The sequence below is a fragment of the Bacteroides mediterraneensis genome (genome assembly GCF_016900355.1).
Classification (GTDB): domain Bacteria; phylum Bacteroidota; class Bacteroidia; order Bacteroidales; family Bacteroidaceae; genus Phocaeicola.
The window spans coordinates 16,108-35,975 of the sequence record NZ_JACJKA010000027.1; the positions used below are offsets into that span (position 1 = coordinate 16,108).

Annotated in this window: 14 protein-coding genes and 1 pseudogene; 3 read left to right on the forward strand and 12 right to left on the reverse strand. The window is 42.2% G+C overall.

Features of this window, described 5'->3' with window-relative positions:
• Nucleotides 1-54 precede the first annotated feature (54 nt).
• Both lgt and ruvA read right to left on the reverse strand, forming a co-directional pair.
• Complete coding sequence (gene lgt / locus H6A28_RS12695; RefSeq protein WP_204475689.1) at nt 55-882, reverse strand: prolipoprotein diacylglyceryl transferase; 828 nt, start codon at nt 880-882, stop codon at nt 55-57.
• 73 nt (nt 883-955) lie between these two features.
• Entirely contained in the window at nt 956-1,552 is a 597-nt protein-coding gene (gene ruvA, locus H6A28_RS12700) for a Holliday junction branch migration protein RuvA (RefSeq protein ID WP_204475688.1), read from the reverse strand.
• Nucleotides 1,553-1,712: 160 nt separating this feature from the next.
• Between ruvA and H6A28_RS12705 the strand changes: the two genes are divergently transcribed.
• Nucleotides 1,713-2,612 carry a diaminopimelate dehydrogenase gene (locus tag H6A28_RS12705; RefSeq protein WP_204480675.1) on the forward strand — a complete coding sequence of 300 codons (900 nt, stop codon included), beginning with the start codon at nt 1,713-1,715 and terminating at the stop codon, nt 2,610-2,612.
• A 72-nt stretch (nt 2,613-2,684) separates the two neighbouring features.
• Here H6A28_RS12705 and H6A28_RS12710 read toward each other — a convergent pair.
• From H6A28_RS12710 to H6A28_RS12750, 9 genes and pseudogenes are all read right to left on the reverse strand, one after another.
• Nucleotides 2,685-3,530 (reverse strand): annotated as a pseudogene (locus H6A28_RS12710) (SDR family oxidoreductase).
• Nucleotides 3,531-3,532: 2 nt separating this feature from the next.
• Nucleotides 3,533-4,756 carry an NADH:flavin oxidoreductase gene (locus H6A28_RS12715; protein WP_204480676.1) on the reverse strand — a complete coding sequence of 408 codons (1,224 nt, stop codon included), beginning with the start codon at nt 4,754-4,756 and terminating at the stop codon, nt 3,533-3,535.
• A 14-nt stretch (nt 4,757-4,770) separates the two neighbouring features.
• On the reverse strand, nt 4,771-5,538 hold the full coding sequence (locus H6A28_RS12720; RefSeq protein ID WP_204480677.1) for a DUF1295 domain-containing protein: 768 nt from the start codon (nt 5,536-5,538) through the stop codon (nt 4,771-4,773).
• Between the two features lie 85 nt (nt 5,539-5,623).
• The gene (locus H6A28_RS12725; RefSeq protein WP_204480678.1) at nt 5,624-7,180 is read right to left on the reverse strand and encodes an ATP-binding protein; all 1,557 of its coding nucleotides are present in this window, start codon (nt 7,178-7,180) and stop codon (nt 5,624-5,626) included.
• Between the two features lie 175 nt (nt 7,181-7,355).
• Nucleotides 7,356-9,959 (reverse strand): glycoside hydrolase family 31 protein, encoded by a 2,604-nt coding sequence (locus H6A28_RS12730; protein ID WP_239465357.1) that lies wholly within the window; start codon nt 9,957-9,959, stop codon nt 7,356-7,358.
• Nucleotides 9,960-10,061: 102 nt separating this feature from the next.
• A complete protein-coding gene (locus tag H6A28_RS12735; protein ID WP_204480680.1) occupies nt 10,062-11,813 on the reverse strand; it encodes a RagB/SusD family nutrient uptake outer membrane protein in 1,752 nt (583 codons plus the stop codon).
• A gap of 20 nt (nt 11,814-11,833) precedes the next feature.
• Complete coding sequence (locus H6A28_RS12740) at nt 11,834-15,130, reverse strand: SusC/RagA family TonB-linked outer membrane protein (protein WP_345944567.1); 3,297 nt, start codon at nt 15,128-15,130, stop codon at nt 11,834-11,836.
• Nucleotides 15,131-15,288: 158 nt separating this feature from the next.
• A complete protein-coding gene (locus tag H6A28_RS12745) occupies nt 15,289-16,293 on the reverse strand; it encodes a FecR family protein (RefSeq protein ID WP_204480682.1) in 1,005 nt (334 codons plus the stop codon).
• Nucleotides 16,294-16,382: 89 nt separating this feature from the next.
• Nucleotides 16,383-16,949, reverse strand: coding sequence for an RNA polymerase sigma factor (locus tag H6A28_RS12750; protein WP_204480684.1), 567 nt, complete (start codon nt 16,947-16,949; stop codon nt 16,383-16,385).
• A gap of 161 nt (nt 16,950-17,110) precedes the next feature.
• Here H6A28_RS12750 and H6A28_RS12755 point away from each other — a divergent pair, with 161 nt between their 5' ends.
• Entirely contained in the window at nt 17,111-17,425 is a 315-nt protein-coding gene (locus H6A28_RS12755) for a hypothetical protein (RefSeq protein WP_204475678.1), read from the forward strand.
• A gap of 1 nt (nt 17,426) precedes the next feature.
• Entirely contained in the window at nt 17,427-17,702 is a 276-nt protein-coding gene (locus H6A28_RS12760) for a Txe/YoeB family addiction module toxin (protein ID WP_204480685.1), read from the forward strand.
• Between the two features lie 226 nt (nt 17,703-17,928).
• Here H6A28_RS12760 and glmS read toward each other — a convergent pair whose 3' ends face one another.
• Complete coding sequence (gene glmS, locus H6A28_RS12765; RefSeq protein WP_204480687.1) at nt 17,929-19,773, reverse strand: glutamine--fructose-6-phosphate transaminase (isomerizing); 1,845 nt, start codon at nt 19,771-19,773, stop codon at nt 17,929-17,931.
• Nucleotides 19,774-19,868 lie beyond the last annotated feature (95 nt).

Below are 19,868 nucleotides of genomic sequence, written 5' to 3' on the forward strand. Positions count from 1 at the left end.
CATTCGTACGATAAGTGACTTTCTAAAGAGAAAGTTGCTTATTATCAAATATTATCAAAACGTTTCTTTTCGTTTTTTGCTTGTAACAATCAGATAAACTCCCAACAGAATCAAAGGAACGCTCAACCATTGGCCAATGTTCAAAGTCATACCTACCTCTTCAGCTACTTGTGGATTTTTCATAAATTCCAACCCAAACCGGGCCCCAAAGAATATCAACAACGACACACCGGTAATCAGGCCGACCCGTTTCTGTAAATGATACTTATGATACATCACCCATGAAACAATCAAAGCAATCAGACAATATAGCATCTCATAAATTTGAGTAGGATGACAAGCCTGGGCTACTCCATTTTGGTTATACAATTCCTGCCATTCGCGCGAACGGACAAACTCAAATCCCCAAGGCAAAGTCGTAGGATAGCCGAAAATCTCGGAATTCATCAGGTTGCCGAAACGAATACAGATACAAACCACCGCCACCGCCGGAATCAGACGGTCGAACAACCACCATACACTTTTCTTCGTGACGGTCTTGGAATACCAGATTAATCCTAATATCAAAGCAAAGACTCCCCCATGACTGGCCAGTCCTCCCTTCCATATTTTTAAGATCTCTATCGGATGTGCTCCGTAATAATCCCATTCATAAAAAAGACAATGTCCCAACCGCGCACCAATCACACTGCTGACGATGCAGTACATAAAAAGTTTGTCGGCCCAATTATCTGGACAGCCTTCTTTCTTTAACATACGGGACCCTATTTCATAGGCCAGGATAAATCCCAAGCCCCACATCAGACCGTACCACCGGATTTCGAGTGATCCCAAATGAACCAGCACCGGATCCACATCCCATACAATGCTTGCAAATGTCATTTTACTCAATCTTTAATTAATAGAACTCCACAAAGGAACAAAAAAAATAAATACGTACAAACAAAGTATCTTATTAAAGCCGTTTCAAGGCCAGTTTGATGACTTTCTCTACCGGAGCCTCCGGCTCTTCCTTGAGAATCTGGGCCGTCACCTTCTGCGAAGGAGCCTGAGCAAAGCCCAACATGGTCAAGGCAGCTACCGCTTCCTCATACACTTCCGAGTTGGCAGCCACTGCCATTGACTTCACGGTAGTAGCACTCTTTATACCCGTAGCAGCTATCTTGTCTTTCAGCTCCACTATGATTCGTTGCGCGGTTTTCAATCCGATACCTTTCACCGTCTTCAACAACTTGTCGTTACCACTACCTATCACATTACACAGTTCCGAGGGAGAAAGCGCCGACAAAATCATCCGGGCTGTATTACCTCCCACTCCCGACACACTGATGAGCAACAGAAACAGTTCCCGTTCCTGACGGGTGGCAAACCCATACAGCACGTATGCATCTTCCCGGATAGCCTCATAAATATAAAGTTTGACCTCTTTCTTTCCTTGTACGGCCGAAAATGTATTCAAAGACACATTGATACCGTATCCTATTCCATGACAGTCTATTACTACCCAAGCTGGGGTAGCTTCCACAAGTTCTCCTTTGATATATTCAATCATGTTTTTCTAACAATTTATAAAATAGCGAACAAAAATAAAGATAAGAAAGTGATAAATTATAAGTTTTACGAGTTTTTTTGGAAAATCCCCCCAATTCAGTTTGTTTGGAATGATTCTAATTCCGTATTTTTGCCCAAACAACCTAAACATTATAAGAAATATGAAGAAAATAAGAGCAGCCGTAGTGGGTTACGGGAACATCGGGAAATTTACCCTGGAAGCACTTGAAGCCGCTTCCGATTTTGAAGTAGCAGGTGTAGTACGCCGTCATGGAGCAGAAAACAAACCGGCAGAACTGGCCGACTATCCAGTTGTAAAGGATATCCGCGAACTGAAGGACGTAGATGTAGCCATCTTAGCTACCCCGACCCGCAGCGTAGAAGCCTACGCCAAAGAAATCCTGGCATTAGGCATCAACACCGTAGACAGTTTTGACATCCATACGCAGATTACCAGCCTGCGCCGCACACTGGACGAAACAGCCAAGGCACACCACGCCGTTTCTATCATCTCTGCCGGATGGGATCCGGGAAGCGACTCTGTAGTTCGCACCTTGCTGGAAGCCATCGCTCCGAAAGGTATCACTTACACCAACTTCGGTCCGGGCCGCAGCATGGGACACTCTGTAGCCGTTCGTGCCATTGAAGGCGTGAAAGATGCGTTGTCCATGACCATTCCGGTTGGTACAGGTATTCACCGCCGTATGGTATATGTGGAACTGGAAGAAGGAGCTGATTTCAAGACCGTAGAAGCAGCCATCAAGGCCGACCCGTATTTTGTAAACGATGAAACACACGTCATCCAGGTGCCTTGTGTAGACGACCTGAACGATGTAGGTCACGGCGTAAACCTTGTACGTAAAGGTGTATCCGGAAAAACTCACAACCAGCTGTTTGAGTTCGACATGAAAATCAACAACCCAGCCCTGACCGCTCAGGTACTGGTATGCGTAGCCCGTGCTTCCATGAAACAGCGGCCGGGATGCTACACCATGATTGAAATTCCGGTCATCGACCTCTTGGCTGGCGACCGCGAAGAACTGATTGCGCATCTGGTATAATACAATACATCTCTATATCGCAACGGGCCGACTCCTCTGCATGAGGTGCCGGCCCGTTGCTTTTATATCATTCTACAGCCATTTCCGGACAATCTCTTCCGTACGGTTCCACAATTCCTTCTGCTGCACATGAGGAAGATATTTCTTCGACAGCCGCACCGGATGTCCACTGGCATTCAATGTACCTGTCCGCTTCCCCGCGTCTTCGTCCAATAAAAGCCCCACTGCCGTAGCGGCCCCCTGACGGGGTGTCCGGATAAAAGGTCGGAAAAAAATATCCGTCAGCGGGTCAAACCATAAATGCATGGTAATGATATCGGTCGATACAATCCCCGGATCGGCCGCATTGACCACAATTCCCCGTTCTTTCACACGGTCGGCCAGTTCCAGCGTGAACAAGGTCAATGCCAGTTTCGTATTGCTGTACACCGGAATCCGCCAGAAACTTCCTTTCTTTCCCTGATAGAAGAAATCCGGGAAATCCAACCGACCGATGGCATACGTACACGACACCATGTTCACCACCCGGCTTCCCTCTCCCATCAACGGAAGTAATTTTCACGTCAGAAGATAAGGTCCCACGTAATTCACACTCACCGTACGTTCCAATCCGTCTTCCGTATAGTGCCGTCCGGTTTCCATTGTGCCGGCATTGTTCATCAACAGCGTCAATCTCTCTCCACGAGCGCAGATTTTTTCCGCAAAAGCGGCTACAGAAGCCAACGAAGCCAAGTCAATAAATTCCACTTCAATGTTCCGATTCCCCGTATCCTTTATCAACTGTGCTTTCTTCATCTCCGCTTTTTCCAGGTTACAGCACGCCATCACCACCCGATAACCGGCCAATGCCACGGCCCGTGTGATTTCCGTTCCCATTCCTCCGTCGGCCCCCGTAATTACTGCCAGTTTCCGTTCCATTTTCATCCTTTGCTTTCAATCCGTTCAATTTCTTTCTTCAGACAAGGAGGCAGTTCTTCCTTCAGGTGTTGATGACAAGCCATGTCCAAGGTGTACATGCGGGCAATGCAATAATTGCTGTGACGGCAGTTGCACCGTGCATCCTCTTCCCGCCGCATACGGTTCACAAAATCCGGTTCATTGAGCAGGGCACGTCCCATCTGCACTGCCTCAAACCCGTGATTCAACACTTCGTCAATTTTCTTGCGGGCCACCAGTCCTCCTACATACACCAGCGGCATATCCAGTGCCTCACGAAACTTCAAGGCATCTTCCAAGAAATAAGCCTCACGGAAAGGTACGGAAGGAATCATGTATTTTCCTACCAGCCGCACACTGTATTTCAACCACCAGCAAGTCATGTAATGCGTCATGGTACGGATGGGCATTTCCCCACGCATTACGTACATCGGCGCCTTGCTGACGAAGCCACCACTCAACACCAGTGCATGCGCCCCCAGTTCCTGCAACTTCCGCGCCACCTGCAAGGATTCATCCAGTTCCATGCCTCCCCGGAATCCGTCGCGCATGTTCATCTTGACCAGCACCGCCATATCATTCCCCGCCGCTTTCATCACTTCCTCCATCACCATTTCCATGAAGCGCATCCGATTTTCCAGCGAACCGCCGAACTCATCCTTCCGATGATTGGTAGAAGGTGAAAGGAACTGGCTGATAAGGTAACCATGACCTGCATGTATCTCTACGGCATCAAAGCCGGCTTCCCGCGCCAGACACACCGCCTGTCCGTAAGCCTTGGCCATTTCCGGCAATTCATCGGCCCGAAGTCCGCGCACAAAGGTGGGGGAATACAAATTGAACCCACTGCTTGCCCCTACCGGCAGACAACCGCAGATACTCTTATGTGACATATTCCCGCAATGGCCCAGTTGGATACTTGCTGCGGCTCCTTCGGCATGTACGGCATCCGTCAACTTGCGCAACCCCGGCACAATCTCCGGCCTCATCCACAACTGCCGGTCGAACGAAAGTCCGCTGCGGGTCACGGCAGCATACGCCACAGTGGTCATCCCTACTCCTCCGGCAGCCACCGAACGGTGATAGTCCAACAACTGCTCCGAAGGTGCATTTCCCGGACACATACTTTCAAATGCCGCCGACCGGATGGTACGGTTACGCAAAGTCAACGGTCCCAAAGTGACGGGCGTAAATAAAAGTGAATCCATCTTTCCTCCTTCTCCTAATATATATAAGGTATGATTCTTTTTCTGCTTCCTACCGCCTGCTTTCCGAACTCCTCGCAATAGCGCTTATAAATGGCATCAGCCCGAGGCACCAGATTGGCGGCCGTCCACCAGACAAACACCCAGGCTGCAGGCGAGGCGGTCAGCAAGGCAAATCCGGTCCATTCCACCAGTTCCCCGAAATAATTGGCCGAAGTCACATAGCGGTAAAAACCTTTCTCCGGCAAGTAATATCGCGTATCGCCCGGCTTACGCAGGTTCCGAATCACATGGTCTGCCTGCAGATTAATGGCCATCCCTATGAAAAAGACCACGACTCCTACCCAAGGCAAAGGATGCGACCAATAAGTCACCGGTTCATACTTTCCGGGTACGGCACAACTGAAAAAACTAACCGACAACAATAGGGCATTGATGACATTGAAAAGCACGCCCATGGCCATGATGGCCAACGGCATCCGGCTCTTTCCCTTCATCAGCAACGGGAAGACAAACGAACGTTGAAAATAATGCAGCAAAAACAAGCCCACGAACACGGCTTGCGGCGTATATAAGCTGACTCCTCCTTTCCAGGCTCCTATCCCCATCACTACAAATGCAGGAACCTCCATACATACCCAGCCTACTTTATTGGGGACCGACCATCCCCACGAGCGGGTGCGGAACATGCCATAACCGGCTTTCACAAAATACAGTGACACAAAGACGACCACTGCCAATGCAGACATGCCGTAGAGCAACAGTTGATATGTTTCGTCATTCATAGCGTACGATTTTGGCCTTGAAGATAAGGAAAATATCTGTACGAGAGAGAAAAATCCTGCTTTCTTCTTATTTATCAACCACTAATTATGAATTACTTACGGTTTTCCAGGCTTCAATTCCTCGAATCTGATTACTGAAATTGACCCCAATCTTATACAGTTTACGCGAATCAGATGCAAACGGAAGGGCATAATTCTTTTCTTCTATCTGGCGAATAGCCTCCTCAGCACTTCCCTCCAACTTGAATTCCATCACATAAATATAGTGATTAGTCTTCAACACCAAATCAATGCGTCCCTGTGAAGTATGATATTCCACCTGCGTATAGAAGCCCAACAATTTGAATACAATAAAAAGTACATTCTGATAATGCAGTTCCAAATCACGTGTCATTTCATAGGGAATATCTGCAAAGAAACTCTGCAAGCGATGCATGAAGCCCTCAATATTCCCCTCACGTACCTCTTTCACGAAACTCATCAACTCAAAAGCCGTATTCCCTGAATCCAAATGTGCGTAACAAGGAAGCAAAAACTTGGTAAAACCCTCTTCTACTTCCCTATTCGGAAATCCCAATTCATATACTTGAAACTCTCGATTATACCCTTTTATAGTCAAATACCCACTTTGATACAAATAAGGGACCGGATTATTGCTCATTGAATTTATTCCTTGCAAGGAATCAGCCATCGCTACTTCACCTGTCAGACGCTGTAAATCATATCGGCTTTCCTTTAACAGTTCGACCAAAAAAGTCGGTGTACCCGTTTCAAACCAGTAACTACCAAAGTCTTTGTTAGCAAATGTATTAAGTAAACTAAAGGGATTATAAATATCCACTCCATTGGGGGTAAAATGGTACCCGTCATACCATTCCTTCAACCTCTTGTAAGTATCTTCCAACTGTGCTCCTCCGGCTTCTGCCAAAGCCTCTACATCCGGCACAAAGTCACGATGAAGTTCCTCTTCCGAGATTCCACAGATGTTTTCATATTCACGCAACATGGAAATATCCCTCAGATTATTCAGGTCACTGAACACGCTTACTTTATTAAATTTAGTCACCCCTGTAAGCAATGCGAATTGAATGTACTGGTCACAACTTTTCAATACTCCATAAAAAGCCTTTAAGGTATTTCTATATTCAGTCTGAAGTACCTCGTTCCCTATCGTTTGCAACAAAGGCTTGTCATATTCATCCACCAAGATAACCACCTTGCATCCTGTCGACTCCGAAGCACGGCGTATCACGCCCTGAAAACGCAAAGAGGATGAAGTTTCCGAAATCTCCTTTCCATACAATTTTTCCCACCGGGTAAGAGCCACATTCAGCATATTCGCCAAATCTCGTGCAGATTCATATTTCTGGGCATTCAAATCCAGATGAAACACGGGATATTTCACCCATTGCTGCTCCAATCGCCCGATAGAAAGTCCTTTGAACAGGTCCTTCTTCCCTTGAAAATAGGCTTCCAAAGTAGAAACCAGCAGACTCTTCCCAAAACGGCGCGGACGGCTCAGAAAATAATAGTTTCCTCCCGTTACCAACCGATAAATCCATGCGGTCTTATCCACATAGACATATCCTCCTTCACGGATTTTTTCAAAACTCTGAATGCCAATCGGATAAAGTCTGCTCATAGTGTGGTTGTTTACTCATTTATGTACAAAAATAAGGATTTACTTTGATTTTTCGGTCAGGAAAAAGAAGAAAAGCTGTTTCTCGTAATAACCATACAAATATTTAATTTGATACACACCATAAAAATTTCCCCCCCCCAATAGTAGAGTTCATACTACTGGGGGAGATAAATGACTAATCTTTAAATTTTATAACTACCTTATCACCTGTGTAACAAATATCTTGTTCTTTATATGAAGTTTTAGAAATCCTTATTAAATGAAAATTACGTCTCAACTTAATATTAGGAAAGTATCCGACTCGTTGCCCGATAGTCAACTCATTCTTTTGATCATCCCAACTTAAATTAATACTTGCATATTGCCCCTTCTCATAATTATAGTTTGTTCCTTCATCTTCATATAATGTATAAGCTCCGTCTGCTCCTGCAAAAATCTTAATAATCAGATTTCCATAACGTGCCTCCTTTACTGTCTGAGGATTTCCTTCTGCTAAAGGTAAAATTCCTCCTGCTTTCACAAACACTGGTATACAATCCATTCGAGCAGGAACTATTTTCCATCCATGATTATTCACATAGATATTATTCCAAAAGTTATACCATCCACCTTTAACAGCAGGGAAATACACTTTCCAATTTTTCACATTACTTTCAACAATGGGAGCTACAAGCAAGGACGGACCAAACATATATTGGTATTTTTGAGAAACAGCCACCGTATCATTCACAAAATCCATGACTAAAGGACGCATTAAAGTTCCATTGCTAAAACTTACCTTTGCACTTTCTGAATAGATATAAGGAACTAAACGATAGCGAATAGCAAGAGCTTGACGAGCAAGCGAAGTTAAATTAGGACCATAATTCCAAAATTCCGTATTTGTGTCATATCCATGTACACGCATTAAAGGTAAAAAAACAGCAGTTTGTATCCAGCGCATCAAACATTCTTGATAAATAGAATCTGTGTATTGATTCTTAGGACGAAAAAAACCTCCAGCATCGTATGTCCACCAAGGTTGACCTGAGATAACCATTCCAAGTCCTCCCACAATCTGTCGCCTTAGAGTATTCCAATCATACCCCACATCTCCTGACCACGTTGCTGTAGCATAACGTTGCATTCCAGGAAATGCACTCCGCGTTAAAATCATAACCCTTTTATTTGGTGCATCTCGCCGTAATCCTTCATACACAGTTTTATTAACTAACAACGGATAAGCATTCCGAAACACTTCACCAGGAATTTTCTTATCAGCCACCATTCTACCCACTAAATCATCATTTTCAGGTTCTGTAGCATCCTGCCACCAAGCATCTATTCCATATTTTAAAAGTCTGCTACTAAAATTCTTCCAATAATACTTTGCTGCATCAGGATTAAAGAAATCAACCCAGGAAGTTCCAGGAATAAAAAAACCATTCTTTTCCATCCCTTCTCCGACTTGAGAAGAAGGATCAACTTTAGACCATACCGAGATCATTAACCTCATATTCATTTCATGCAATTTATTTACCATCTGCCCAGGAGCTGGATAATATCTTTCATCAAACTTCATGGCATTCCATCCATATTTTCCCCAATATTGCCAATCCTGTACAATTACATCCACAGGCAATTTAGATGAACGAAATTTTTTTGCCGTTTCTAAAAGTTCTTCCTGACTATGGAAACGTTCCCGACAATGAATATAACCCAATGCCCAATCTGGCAACATCGGTACACTTCCCGTTACATTTCTATAAGAATCTATAATTTTATCCACATCGCCACAAAAAACTGTATAATCTACACATTCAGCCACAGGAGAACGAAAAACAGTCTCTTTATCAACCATTTTGAAAAAGACTTTAGGAGAATCATTTTTCTCCAAATTAGCAACAACATCATACACACCAGCTTCTAACTCAACAATAGCTGATGTAGTAGGAGGAAGCCATGTATTGGACATGTCAAATATAGTTTTATTTCCAATACGCAAATGATACTTTCTTGCCATATTCTGTCCCACATCAAGCATTATCGAATAACGTCCAGAAACAGGCACATTCAATTTTGATGCAAAAACATAATTCTCACGAATTTCTTTTTTCCCTCCTTCTGTAGAAGTAATTTCTACTTCCTCAATCTTTCCTCCTCCTTTTATGGGAACAAGCCTTAAAGTGTCATTTGCTGGATTAAAATCTGTCAAACCATAGTTATTCCATAACACTCCATACCCTTTATCTGAAATCAGCATGGGCACAGCTATTTGTGTATTCACTTGAGTTAACCTACGTGACAAACCTTTCACATTTAAATAACCGTCCTGAAACTGGCCAAGTCCAAACTGATGTTCTTCTTCTGGAGAATAAAATCTCTGCAAAGCACAATATGTATTCACATTCTGTACCATCGAAGGAGTAAGCTGTCTTCCACGTTCTTGCAGTATTACCTTTCCTTCAGGAGAAAAGAATGTTACCAAACCATTCTTTAGATTTATCTTGGCACTGATTCCTGATAAAAGAATAGATAAAGTATCCTTTTCTTTCTCAACATGATATACCATAGGTTTTTCGTGAGTAGTATAAATCCATTCAGGTAATGAATCATTAAAAGGAGGGCGTACAAACTTTACCCTTAAAGTATTCTCTGTCAATGGATAGAAATACAACTTTCCATCTGTCAGATTTACTACAATTTTTTTCCCCTCTTCATAAAAAAAATTTTTATATTGAGCTCTTATTTCAAACCAAAAAGAGAACAAAATAGTAAATGTACAAATAAACCTCATCATAAAAAATCAAACATCTTAAATATATAAAGAAGGGAGCTGTTCCACTACAATATTTTATTCAGCGCTAAATGAAATCAGCTCCTTTCCATAGAACATAAATAATTACTTTCTATCCGGATAACCTGGATTTTGTTTTAATTCTGGATTTGCCCCTAATATTCTATACGGGAATATAAAAATATCTGTATGGTCATCCAAATCAGGTTCTTTATCCCACCATGTCCCTGAGCTATATTTATTCCATCGACAAAGATCTGTGCGCCGTCTACCCTCGTTCAAAAACTCTCTTCCCCATTCAGATAGAAGCTCAGCTTCAGTCAATGCAACAATCCCTTCCGGTTCATACAAATATTCCTGCCATCTAGTTTGCGGATAGTTACGTTTACGGACAGCATTTAATAGTTTTCCAGCTTCAGCCACATTTCCTGCACGAAAATAACATTCCGCAAGTGAATAATATATCTCCGACAAACGAATCTCTACATAGTCAGATTCCATAGCTCCTGGATCGCCATCTCGATAAACCGGATACTTTACCACACACCATCCAGAGTTCATATCACCATGTGCACAATTAGACTCCTTATCTTCAATCGTTTCACTTGGTAGTGCATCTTCAAATCGCCCTACTTGGTCTCGAATATATAAACGATAACCACCAACAGGAGAAGTGACATACTCCACTTTGCCACTACTGTTCGTATAAGGCAAATAACCATATAAAAACATTCCCTCTCGTTTACTTTCTCCTTCTAAGTTTACATATTTTTTCAAACGATAATCTTCCGGATACATTTTAAAGTTATGAATAGTTTTACCAAGTTCAAATTCATATAAATTTCCATCTACATCCAAACTAGGTTGAACCGCACGGGCAGGGTTACAATCCCCCCACTCCAAGAAGCCAAAATAATATTTCGCATTTACAGGAAATCCCCACCAATACATATCACCATCCCAATGCCAATGACTGTAACCAAATCCCGCAGTAAAAGCATATAGCACTTCATTGGAAAATTCATTATCCCAATCAAATGGCTCATACCATTGCTCAGCTAATGAATAATTACCGTATTCTCCGTTTATAATTTTCTGCGCATAACTTGCACAATCTTCATATTTAGGTATTCCAATCCATTTTTCTGCGTTCAAATATAGACGAACCAATAAAGCTGCAGCAGAAGCTTTATTCCATTGTCCTTGCAAGTTTCCGTTTCCGTTATTACCTTCTTTTATCGGTAATTTGTCAATCACATCCAATAATTCACTTTCTATAAAGGCAAATGTTTCCTCTGGCGATACCTGATAAGAAGTATTTTGCGACGGGTCATTAAAACTGACCACTCTTGGAAGATTCCGAAACAAATCAAATGCCCGTAGGTAAAACCAAGCTCTCAATGTTCGAATTTGGGCATACATGGAGTTTAATTCCTGTTCATTCACACCAAGCTGTTCACGATTCAGTCTGGCAAAATCCTCCAACACGGAATTACATTGTCCAATACCTTGAAATTGCACTTCCCATGCGTTGGCAATAACATCCGCATCGCCTCCCTCAAGCCCCCAAGTATGCTTATGAAGCCGTTCCCATTGTCCACCATCATACCACCAACCATCACGTTCCCATGTACCCATTTGGTCAGCCGTAATTTCCTGTAAACGATAAGTAGAAAGGACAGACCAATATCCATGTTCGAAAGGACGCAGAAAAGCTCGCACCACATCTTCTTTATTTTGATAATAATTATCCGAAACAATTTTATCATACACTGTTTCTGTCAAATCTGTACATGCAGAAGCTCCCACAATCAGTAAAACACTGCTTATACCATAGAATATATTTCTTAGTTTCATAGTTTCTCAATTTATAAATACTAAAAATCAACTTGTACACCAAACAAAATTTGTCTCGTAGATGGATAATAATTCTTACTACCACCAATAGTACCAGGAGTCAAACCATTTGTTGCAAAAACCGAAGGGTCCACTCCACTATACCTTGTAATTGTAAACAGATTGTTCCCCGTTGCATACAAACGTACCTTACGCAAAAACTTTTTATCTATATTCCATGTATAACCAACCGTCATCACATCTAGCTTCATATAATCCCCTTTCTCTATAAAATAATCCGTCAGCACATTAACTCCCGTAGTAATCAATTTATTGTCTCCATACGCAACTGGCAACACGTTAGCTATCTTACTAGAACTTTGAAGTCCATAATACATTTCATGCACATTGAAAATATCGAATCCAAAAGCCCCACGAAAATAAAGCGTCATATCCCAATTTTTGTAGTTAAAAGTATTTGTCAATGAAGCTGTAAACTTAGGTAGTCCATTACCCGTGATACACTTGTCGTTTTCGGTAGCCTCACTGATAGGTATTTTTTCATTTTCTTTACTCCATACCAACCAATCACCTTTATCATCTACTCCGGCATAACGATAGGTTCGAAAATTACCAATACGTTCTCCTTCACTGATACGTTGTAAATATCCAGGATTATTAGGCGAAGGCATATTACAAGTGTCCCAATATGGATTCCCATTATATGTATCATTTGAAAAACGTACAAACTTATTATTATTTGTGGCTCCTACAAAACCGATAGAATATGAAAAGTCTTTTGTTTTAACAGCATTAATATTCAATTCAATCTCTATCCCCGTATTGCGCATTGTACCTACATTCACAAAGGTGGTAGAAAACAAATAAGGGGGAACAGGTACCGTATAATTACCAAGTAAATCTTGCTGTTTTCGATGATAGTAATTAACTGTTCCTGACAACCTTCTATTAAATAAAGTAAAATCCAATCCGACATTCCAGTTTATTCCTTTCTCCCACTTCAGGTCTGGGTTTACATTCTTATCTGGTCCCCAAACCTGATAGTACACTCCGTTATAATTGGCATAACCAAAACCTTTATACGTAGCCAACGAATTATAGCTTCCAAAATTCTGATTCCCTGTCACGCCTATATCACCTCTCAATTTAAAATCATCTATCCAAGCAATATCTTTCATAAATGTTTCTTCACTCATACGCCATCCTAACGAGGCAGCAGGGAAAGTACCCCATTTATTATTATTCCCAAATTTGGAGGAACCCTCATAACGTAACGAAAAGGTCATCAAATAACGACTTAGATAGTCATACGTGATACGACCAAAAAAAGCAATCAGCTTTGAATCATTACGGTAACTTGACATTCCATTCCGACCTTCCTCCAAATTGTACGTACCATTACCTAAATTATTATAAAGAAAGACATCTGAAGAGAAATCTTTATTGTCTGCACTCAATCCATTCGACATCCAATATTGATAAGAATACCCTCCCATAAAATTTAAATTATGTCCATTAGTTTTTAAGCCATAATTTACAAGCCATTCCAAACTTTCCTGACGATCCTTTGAATACGACTGACTTGCTTCCCCTTTTCGTCCATTATTAATTTCAGTGGTAGCTGTAGAAGGAATAAACCAATAATAAGTATTATCATTTATCTGCTGAGCCAATGTTATCTGGGTTGTCAGTGAATGTGTACTTGACAGATTATCACTTAATAAAGGCAAAAGATTTAATTTAGCTGTAATATCCCAAGAAAGCCATTTTAACTCATCATAACTTTTCTCCAATAGTTGTTTCTCAACTGGATTATAATTATTTGTATAAAGGTTCTGACTATTGAAGTTATAAAATGTACGTCCAGTCGGATCTTCTGGGTCGTAAACAGGAGCCGTAGGATTAGCTGCCAAAGCTACATCAAACACTCCCCAATCCGCATTATTTTTATTAATCACACGAGGAGCTATATTACCAATGAAATTAAATAAGCCATTTTTGCTCGTGTGACTGAATGACATACGCGTCCCCCATTCCTTACGGTCTGAACGTAAATCGATTCCATGAGCTTTTCTAAAATCCAAGGAAATACGATAATTATTGCGCATATTACCCCCAGATAAGGCAAGTGTATGAGATTGTGAGAAACCTGTACGACTCACTTCATCCATCCAATCAGTATCCGACCCAAAATCAGTTCCACCTTGAGGAACCCGCAATTTCCGGTATTCTGCTGCACTCATCGATTTCAAACGGTTCTCTATAAAATTCCATCCTACATATCCCGAATAAGATGTATGAATAGACCCATCTCTTGCTCCTTTCTTTGTAGTAATCAAAATTACCCCATTGCTTCCACGAGTTCCATAAATTGCAGAAGCTGCTCCATCTTTCAGTACATCGATAGATTCAATATCATTACTATTTACACTATAAATATTTCCTCCTATGACTCCATCAATCACGACTAAAGGTCCTGTTCCAGCACTAATAGATGTAATACCACGTACCTGAATACTGGACATATTATTTGGATCGCCCACGGCAGTATTATCAATCTGTACCCCAGCAACTTTACCCTGAATCTGCAAAGCTGGATCTACAGTCCCAATACTAAGAAAATCCTTATTAGACACATGGCTGATAGCTGAAGTCACCTCCTTTTTGTCCATACTTCCATAACCTATCACAACAACCTCTTCCAACATCTCCGTATCTTCGGACAATACGACTTTCACATCATTTTGGTTTCCCACTTTAATTTCTCTCGAAGAAAATCCAATATAACTGACCTGCAACGTAGCATTTTGAGGAACCTTCAATGTAAATTTTCCGTTTACATCAGTAATTGTACCCATAGAAGGTCGTCCCTTCACTGTCACATTAGCCCCAATAATCGGCTCTCCCTTCTCATCTTTTACGCTACCAGCAATCGTTTTATCCACATCCATGGGAGTATCGGTAGATTGTAATGGCAAAATCATAATCACATTACCAGAAACTTTATACGTCAGATTTAATTTTGTCAATTCTTTAACCAATAAAATCTTCAGTTCTGTATTTTGAACAGAAATCGTCACATTTCCTTTCCCCTTGATTTCTGCATCCCGATAAGAGAATCGATAGGAGGTTTGTTTTTCAATCGCACTGAACAATTCCTTAACAGAAGCATTGCGCAGCTTCACGGTTACTGTACCCGTCTGGGCAGAAGTGCCAACAAATGCAAACATACACAAAGAAATCAAAGCAGTGCGCAGATTCAAGCGTTTTTTAGTACCTTTGTACTCTAAATCAATTGATTGTTTTGTGGTTTTCATAAATTCATAACAAATTAAGGTTTTAGTTTCTTACTATGTTCCACCATAGTTTTAATTCAGGACTAAGCCTTTTTCACGCCCTGGATAATTTGCCGATTATCCGGGGCCTTTGTTTTTCGTTTCATGTCTTCATACATTTCGGGTTTAAAGGTTAATAACTATTTTAGAGTTTGAATAAAAATCACTCCGTCTTCATTTGTATACTTGAACTTATAATGATATTTCAACACACGCATGATATTTTCTATATTTTCATCGTCAAACGTACCCGTATACACATCGTTCAACAAAGCCTCATCATCCACAGAGAAACTGACCGCAAACTTTCTGGACAAACAACGGAACACGTCACCTAACGGTTCACTACGGAATACCAGTTCCTTGTTCATCCAAGCCGTTTCCATCTTATTACTGGTCTTCTTATGCAACAAATCTCCCGTACGTTTGTTATACACCACTTTCTCATTGGGTTTCACACGAATACTCCGATAAGGCGGCTGCGCAGTGGCTACATCCACACTACCCTCAACGAGCGACATCTCCACAATATCTTTTGTTTCATACGCATATACATTAAATTTTGTACCCAATACGGTAATGTCCATATAACCTGTACCTACTGTAAACTTCTTTTCCGTATCTTTCTTTACCTCAAAAAATCCTTCTCCACTCAATGCAACCTTACGGTCATTCCGCCCAAAATCCTGACTATAGGTCAAAGAAGATTTGGCATTCAGATGCACAATGGTTCCATCGGGAAGAGTGACAAGCGACTTGCCATAATCACCCGAACGTATCACCACATTCTGTTCAGCCAACGCATTGATTTCGTTCCGCTGCATAAAAGTCAAGACTGTCAAGCTTCCAGCAATGAGCAACAACAGAGAAGCAGCAATCTGCATCCAGTAGCGTTTCAGGGTGAAACGAGACTTCACTTCTTCCGAGCGAATGTGCAATCCTTCGTAGAGCATTTCCATTTTTTCTTCCGACAAAGGAGAATAATCTTCAAACTTTTCCCAGTCTGCTTCTATAATCTGTTTCAGCTCCACATCGGATATACTATCCATACGGGTTCGCAAATCCTGAAATTCCGCCGGCGTGATGTCACCGGAACGGAACTTGTGTAACAATCCTGATACCTTATCGTTTATTTGTGCATTCATAAACTTATTTCGTTTGTTTATGGGTAATATCCAATAAGGGCAGATTTATAACATATCGAATTGTATGTTTTAAAGCATAGAATGAATTTTTACGCCAAAAACAGAAGTAACAAGGGATAATATTGGCGTAATTCCGTACGAAGTATCTTCAAAGCAACAGACAACTGATTACGTACTACCTGCTCGGTAACTGATAGTTTTTCAGAAATCTCTGCAACCGACATACCATATTCTTTATTGAATTCAAAAATTTCCCGTTGACGAGGAGAAAGATGCTGTTTGGCTTTCTCCAAAGCTTTTACAAAACGGTCAAAATCCAGTTCATCAGGAATTTCATTAGCAGGAGAAGCCAGTTTATCCCGGTATTCCACATATTCTTCCATCGACGGATTGTGAATCTGCCTCCTCAGTTCTTTCAGCAGAAAATGATAGGCTATAGTAAAAAGATAGGATTTGAAAGACTCTTCAGGCTTCAGATGTTCTCGGTTGGTCCAAATGCGAAAAAAAGTTTCCTGTACCACGTCATCAGTCGCTTCTTCCGACTTGAGATACTGAAACACGAATCGATATAGTCTGGACACCCACAGTTCATAGAGTTGCTTATAAGCACGCTCTGAGCCAGATTTCACAGCCAATATCAAATCTTCTTCTTGCATCCTCGTTTTACTTCTCCAAAGATTAGATGTGCAAAATTACATTTTTACACGAAAGATAAAAATTTTTCAGAAAAATAATCCAGACTAAATTTACAAAATATACATTGTATACATTATATATATTTTCTATCTTTGCAAAGAACCTCTAAAGAATAAAAACGATGGCTACAATTACATTACCTAAGAAGAGAAAGAATATTGATTTACCGATAGATACATTACAGAAGTTATCTATCATGGCCGCTGCGCAAGGGAAAAGTCTAAAAGCTTTTATCGAAAGCCTATTGATTTCAAAAGCTGAAACTTTAAAGATTGAAATTTCCAATCCAAGTCCAAGCGGTGACGAGTATTTTACAGATTCCGACAATTTAGCCGAAATTGAGAAACGGGCAAAAGCATATAAAGAAAGTAAAGGTAAAGATAAAATCACCTTACGTTCAGCAGAGGAAATTACTAATTTTATAAATAACCTCTGATATGGCATACACCATCCAATTGGAACGTAGAGCAGTCAAAGATATAGAAGAATTAAAGAAATCCGGGAATAAAGCAACTATTGAAAAAATAAAGAACCTACTCATTGAACTGGCAGAACACCCTACTACAGGAACAGGACAAGTGGAAGCCCTGAAAGGCAATTTATCCAGATTTTGGAGTAGAAGAATAGACAAATTCAACCGTCTTATCTATACAATTGAAGAAGAAATAGTGACTGTTATAGTGATTTCTGCAAAGGGACATTACGGGAAATAATATGCTTACAGCCCTCCTTTCCTATTCCTACTACTTATTCCTCCTTCCCTCCTTACATTTTCTTCCAAACTCACTAATATATTCTCTGTCCCACAGTTTGGGATTTGTATCCCACAGTGTGAAATATGTATCCCACACTGTGGTTTTTGTATTTCACAGTGTGGGACAGAGAATTTTCCACGGCATTTTACCTTTAATGCAAAGATTTTCAAGGAAATAGATGTGATTATTCCACCGTAACCGATTTAGCCAGATTTCGAGGCTGGTCAACATCCATTCCACGACACACAGCAATGTGATAAGCCAGCAACTGCAAAGGAATGGAAGTGATGAGCGGATCCAAACATTCCAGCGTGGCAGGCAACTCGATGCTGTAATCGGCCAGACTGCGAATCACGGTATCTCCCTCGGTCACGACAGCCACTACTCTACCCTTACGGGCCTTGATTTCTTGGATATTACTCAGCACTTTTTCGTACAAAGGCGACTGGGTGGCCACGATAACCACGGGCATCTCGGCATCAATCAGGGCAATAGGACCGTGCTTCATCTCGGCTGCCGGGTAGCCTTCGGCATGGATATAAGAAATTTCCTTCAGCTTCAAGGCACCTTCCAAAGCTACCGGAAAGGCATAGCCTCGGCCCAGATAAATGAAATTACGGGCGTAAGTAAACATTTTTGAGAAGTCAGCTATGAAGGGATTCTGCTTCAGCACTGTCCGCATCTTTTCGGGAATCGCCGACAGCTCCTTCACTACCCGATGATACTCCGCTTCCGGAAGTGTACCTTTTTCACAGCCTAAAGCCAGGGCAAGCAGGGTGAGCACCGTCACCTGTCCGGTGAAAGCTTTGGTGGAAGCCACACCGATTTCAGGGCCCACATGGATATAAGACCCGGTATCCGTGGCACGGGCGATAGAGGAACCGACTACATTACAGATGCCATAGATAAAAGCTCCTTGCGATTTAGCCAGTTCGATGGCAGCCAGTGTGTCGGCCGTCTCTCCGCTTTGGGAGATGGCCATCACCACGTCATCGGAATGGATGACCGGATTGCGGTAACGGAACTCGGAAGCGTATTCCACTTCCACCGGAATACGGCAGAAACTTTCGAGCAATTGTTTGCCGATGAGTCCCGCATGCCAGGAGGTACCACAGGCCACGATGATAAACCGGCTGGTCCGGAGCAGGCGTTCTCTGTGGTTCGTGACGGCAGAAAGCGTCACCGTACAGGTATCCGAATTCACCCGACCACGCATACAGTCGCTGATGCAGTCGGGCTGGTCAAAAATCTCTTTCAGCATGAAATGAGGGAAACCTCCTTTCTCCAGCTGACCGATGTTCATCGCTACCGTCTGTGCTTCGTGCGGACATTCCACATTGTGCAAATCGACTATTTTCAGGGGAGCATCCGCCCGCAGCACGGCAATTTCTCCGTCAGAAAGATACACCACCTGGTCGGTATAGGCCACCATGGGGGTAGCATCGGAAGCCAGGAAAAATTCGCCTTGCCCCACTCCGACTACCAAGGGACTACTTTTGCGAGCGGCAATAATCTCGTCAGGATGCTTGCAGTCGACCACGGCAATGGCGTAGGCACCGATGACTTCGCGCAAGGCCAGCTGTACGGCGGTCAACAAATCTAAATTGCCCTGCTGCTGGATGTAACCAATCAACTGCACCAGCACCTCGGTATCGGTACTGCTCTTGAAGCTGCAACCTTTAGCCTGCAACTTTTCTTTCAGCACGGCATAATTCTCGATAATTCCGTTGTGTACCAATGCCAAATCCCCGTTCTGGCTGCAATGTGGATGGGCATTCACCGTACTGGGTTCGCCGTGGGTGGCCCATCGCGTATGGGCGATTCCTACGCAGCCGGACAAATCCTGTCCTTCGGCCGTCCGCTCCAGGTCGGCCACTTTTCCCACGGATTTATACACATTCAACTGATGAGTGTAGCTCATCAAGGCCACTCCGGCACTGTCGTATCCGCGATACTCCAGACGCTTCAGGCCTTCTACCAATATCGGCCAGGCTTTCCGCCTCCCGATATAACCTACAATTCCACACATAGTAATTTAACCTAAAAATATAATAGAAATCAACCTAATCTGTTTGCGAAATTACGATTTCCCCTAAAAAAGCCGAATATTCGTCACACTTTTTC

Bases quoted from the DNA above. Each gene is read 5' to 3' on its own strand.
- H6A28_RS12745 (WP_204480682.1), bottom strand. From the start codon at position 16,293: ATGAATGCACAAATAAACGATAAGGTATCAGGATTGTTACACAAGTTC.
- H6A28_RS12735 (WP_204480680.1), bottom strand. From the start codon at position 11,813: ATGAAACTAAGAAATATATTCTATGGTATAAGCAGTGTTTTACTGATT.
- H6A28_RS12730 (WP_239465357.1), bottom strand. From the start codon at position 9,959: ATGATGAGGTTTATTTGTACATTTACTATTTTGTTCTCTTTTTGGTTT.
- H6A28_RS12755 (WP_204475678.1), top strand. From the start codon at position 17,111: ATGGCTACAATTACATTACCTAAGAAGAGAAAGAATATTGATTTACCG.
- H6A28_RS12750 (WP_204480684.1), bottom strand. From the start codon at position 16,949: ATGCAAGAAGAAGATTTGATATTGGCTGTGAAATCTGGCTCAGAGCGT.
- H6A28_RS12705 (WP_204480675.1), top strand. From the start codon at position 1,713: ATGAAGAAAATAAGAGCAGCCGTAGTGGGTTACGGGAACATCGGGAAA.
- glmS (WP_204480687.1), bottom strand. From the start codon at position 19,773: ATGTGTGGAATTGTAGGTTATATCGGGAGGCGGAAAGCCTGGCCGATA.
- H6A28_RS12715 (WP_204480676.1), bottom strand. From the start codon at position 4,756: ATGGATTCACTTTTATTTACGCCCGTCACTTTGGGACCGTTGACTTTG.
- H6A28_RS12720 (WP_204480677.1), bottom strand. From the start codon at position 5,538: ATGAATGACGAAACATATCAACTGTTGCTCTACGGCATGTCTGCATTG.
- lgt (WP_204475689.1), bottom strand. From the start codon at position 882: ATGACATTTGCAAGCATTGTATGGGATGTGGATCCGGTGCTGGTTCAT.
- ruvA (WP_204475688.1), bottom strand. From the start codon at position 1,552: ATGATTGAATATATCAAAGGAGAACTTGTGGAAGCTACCCCAGCTTGG.
- H6A28_RS12760 (WP_204480685.1), top strand. From the start codon at position 17,427: ATGGCATACACCATCCAATTGGAACGTAGAGCAGTCAAAGATATAGAA.
- H6A28_RS12740 (WP_345944567.1), bottom strand. From the start codon at position 15,130: ATGAAAACCACAAAACAATCAATTGATTTAGAGTACAAAGGTACTAAA.
- H6A28_RS12725 (WP_204480678.1), bottom strand. From the start codon at position 7,180: ATGAGCAGACTTTATCCGATTGGCATTCAGAGTTTTGAAAAAATCCGT.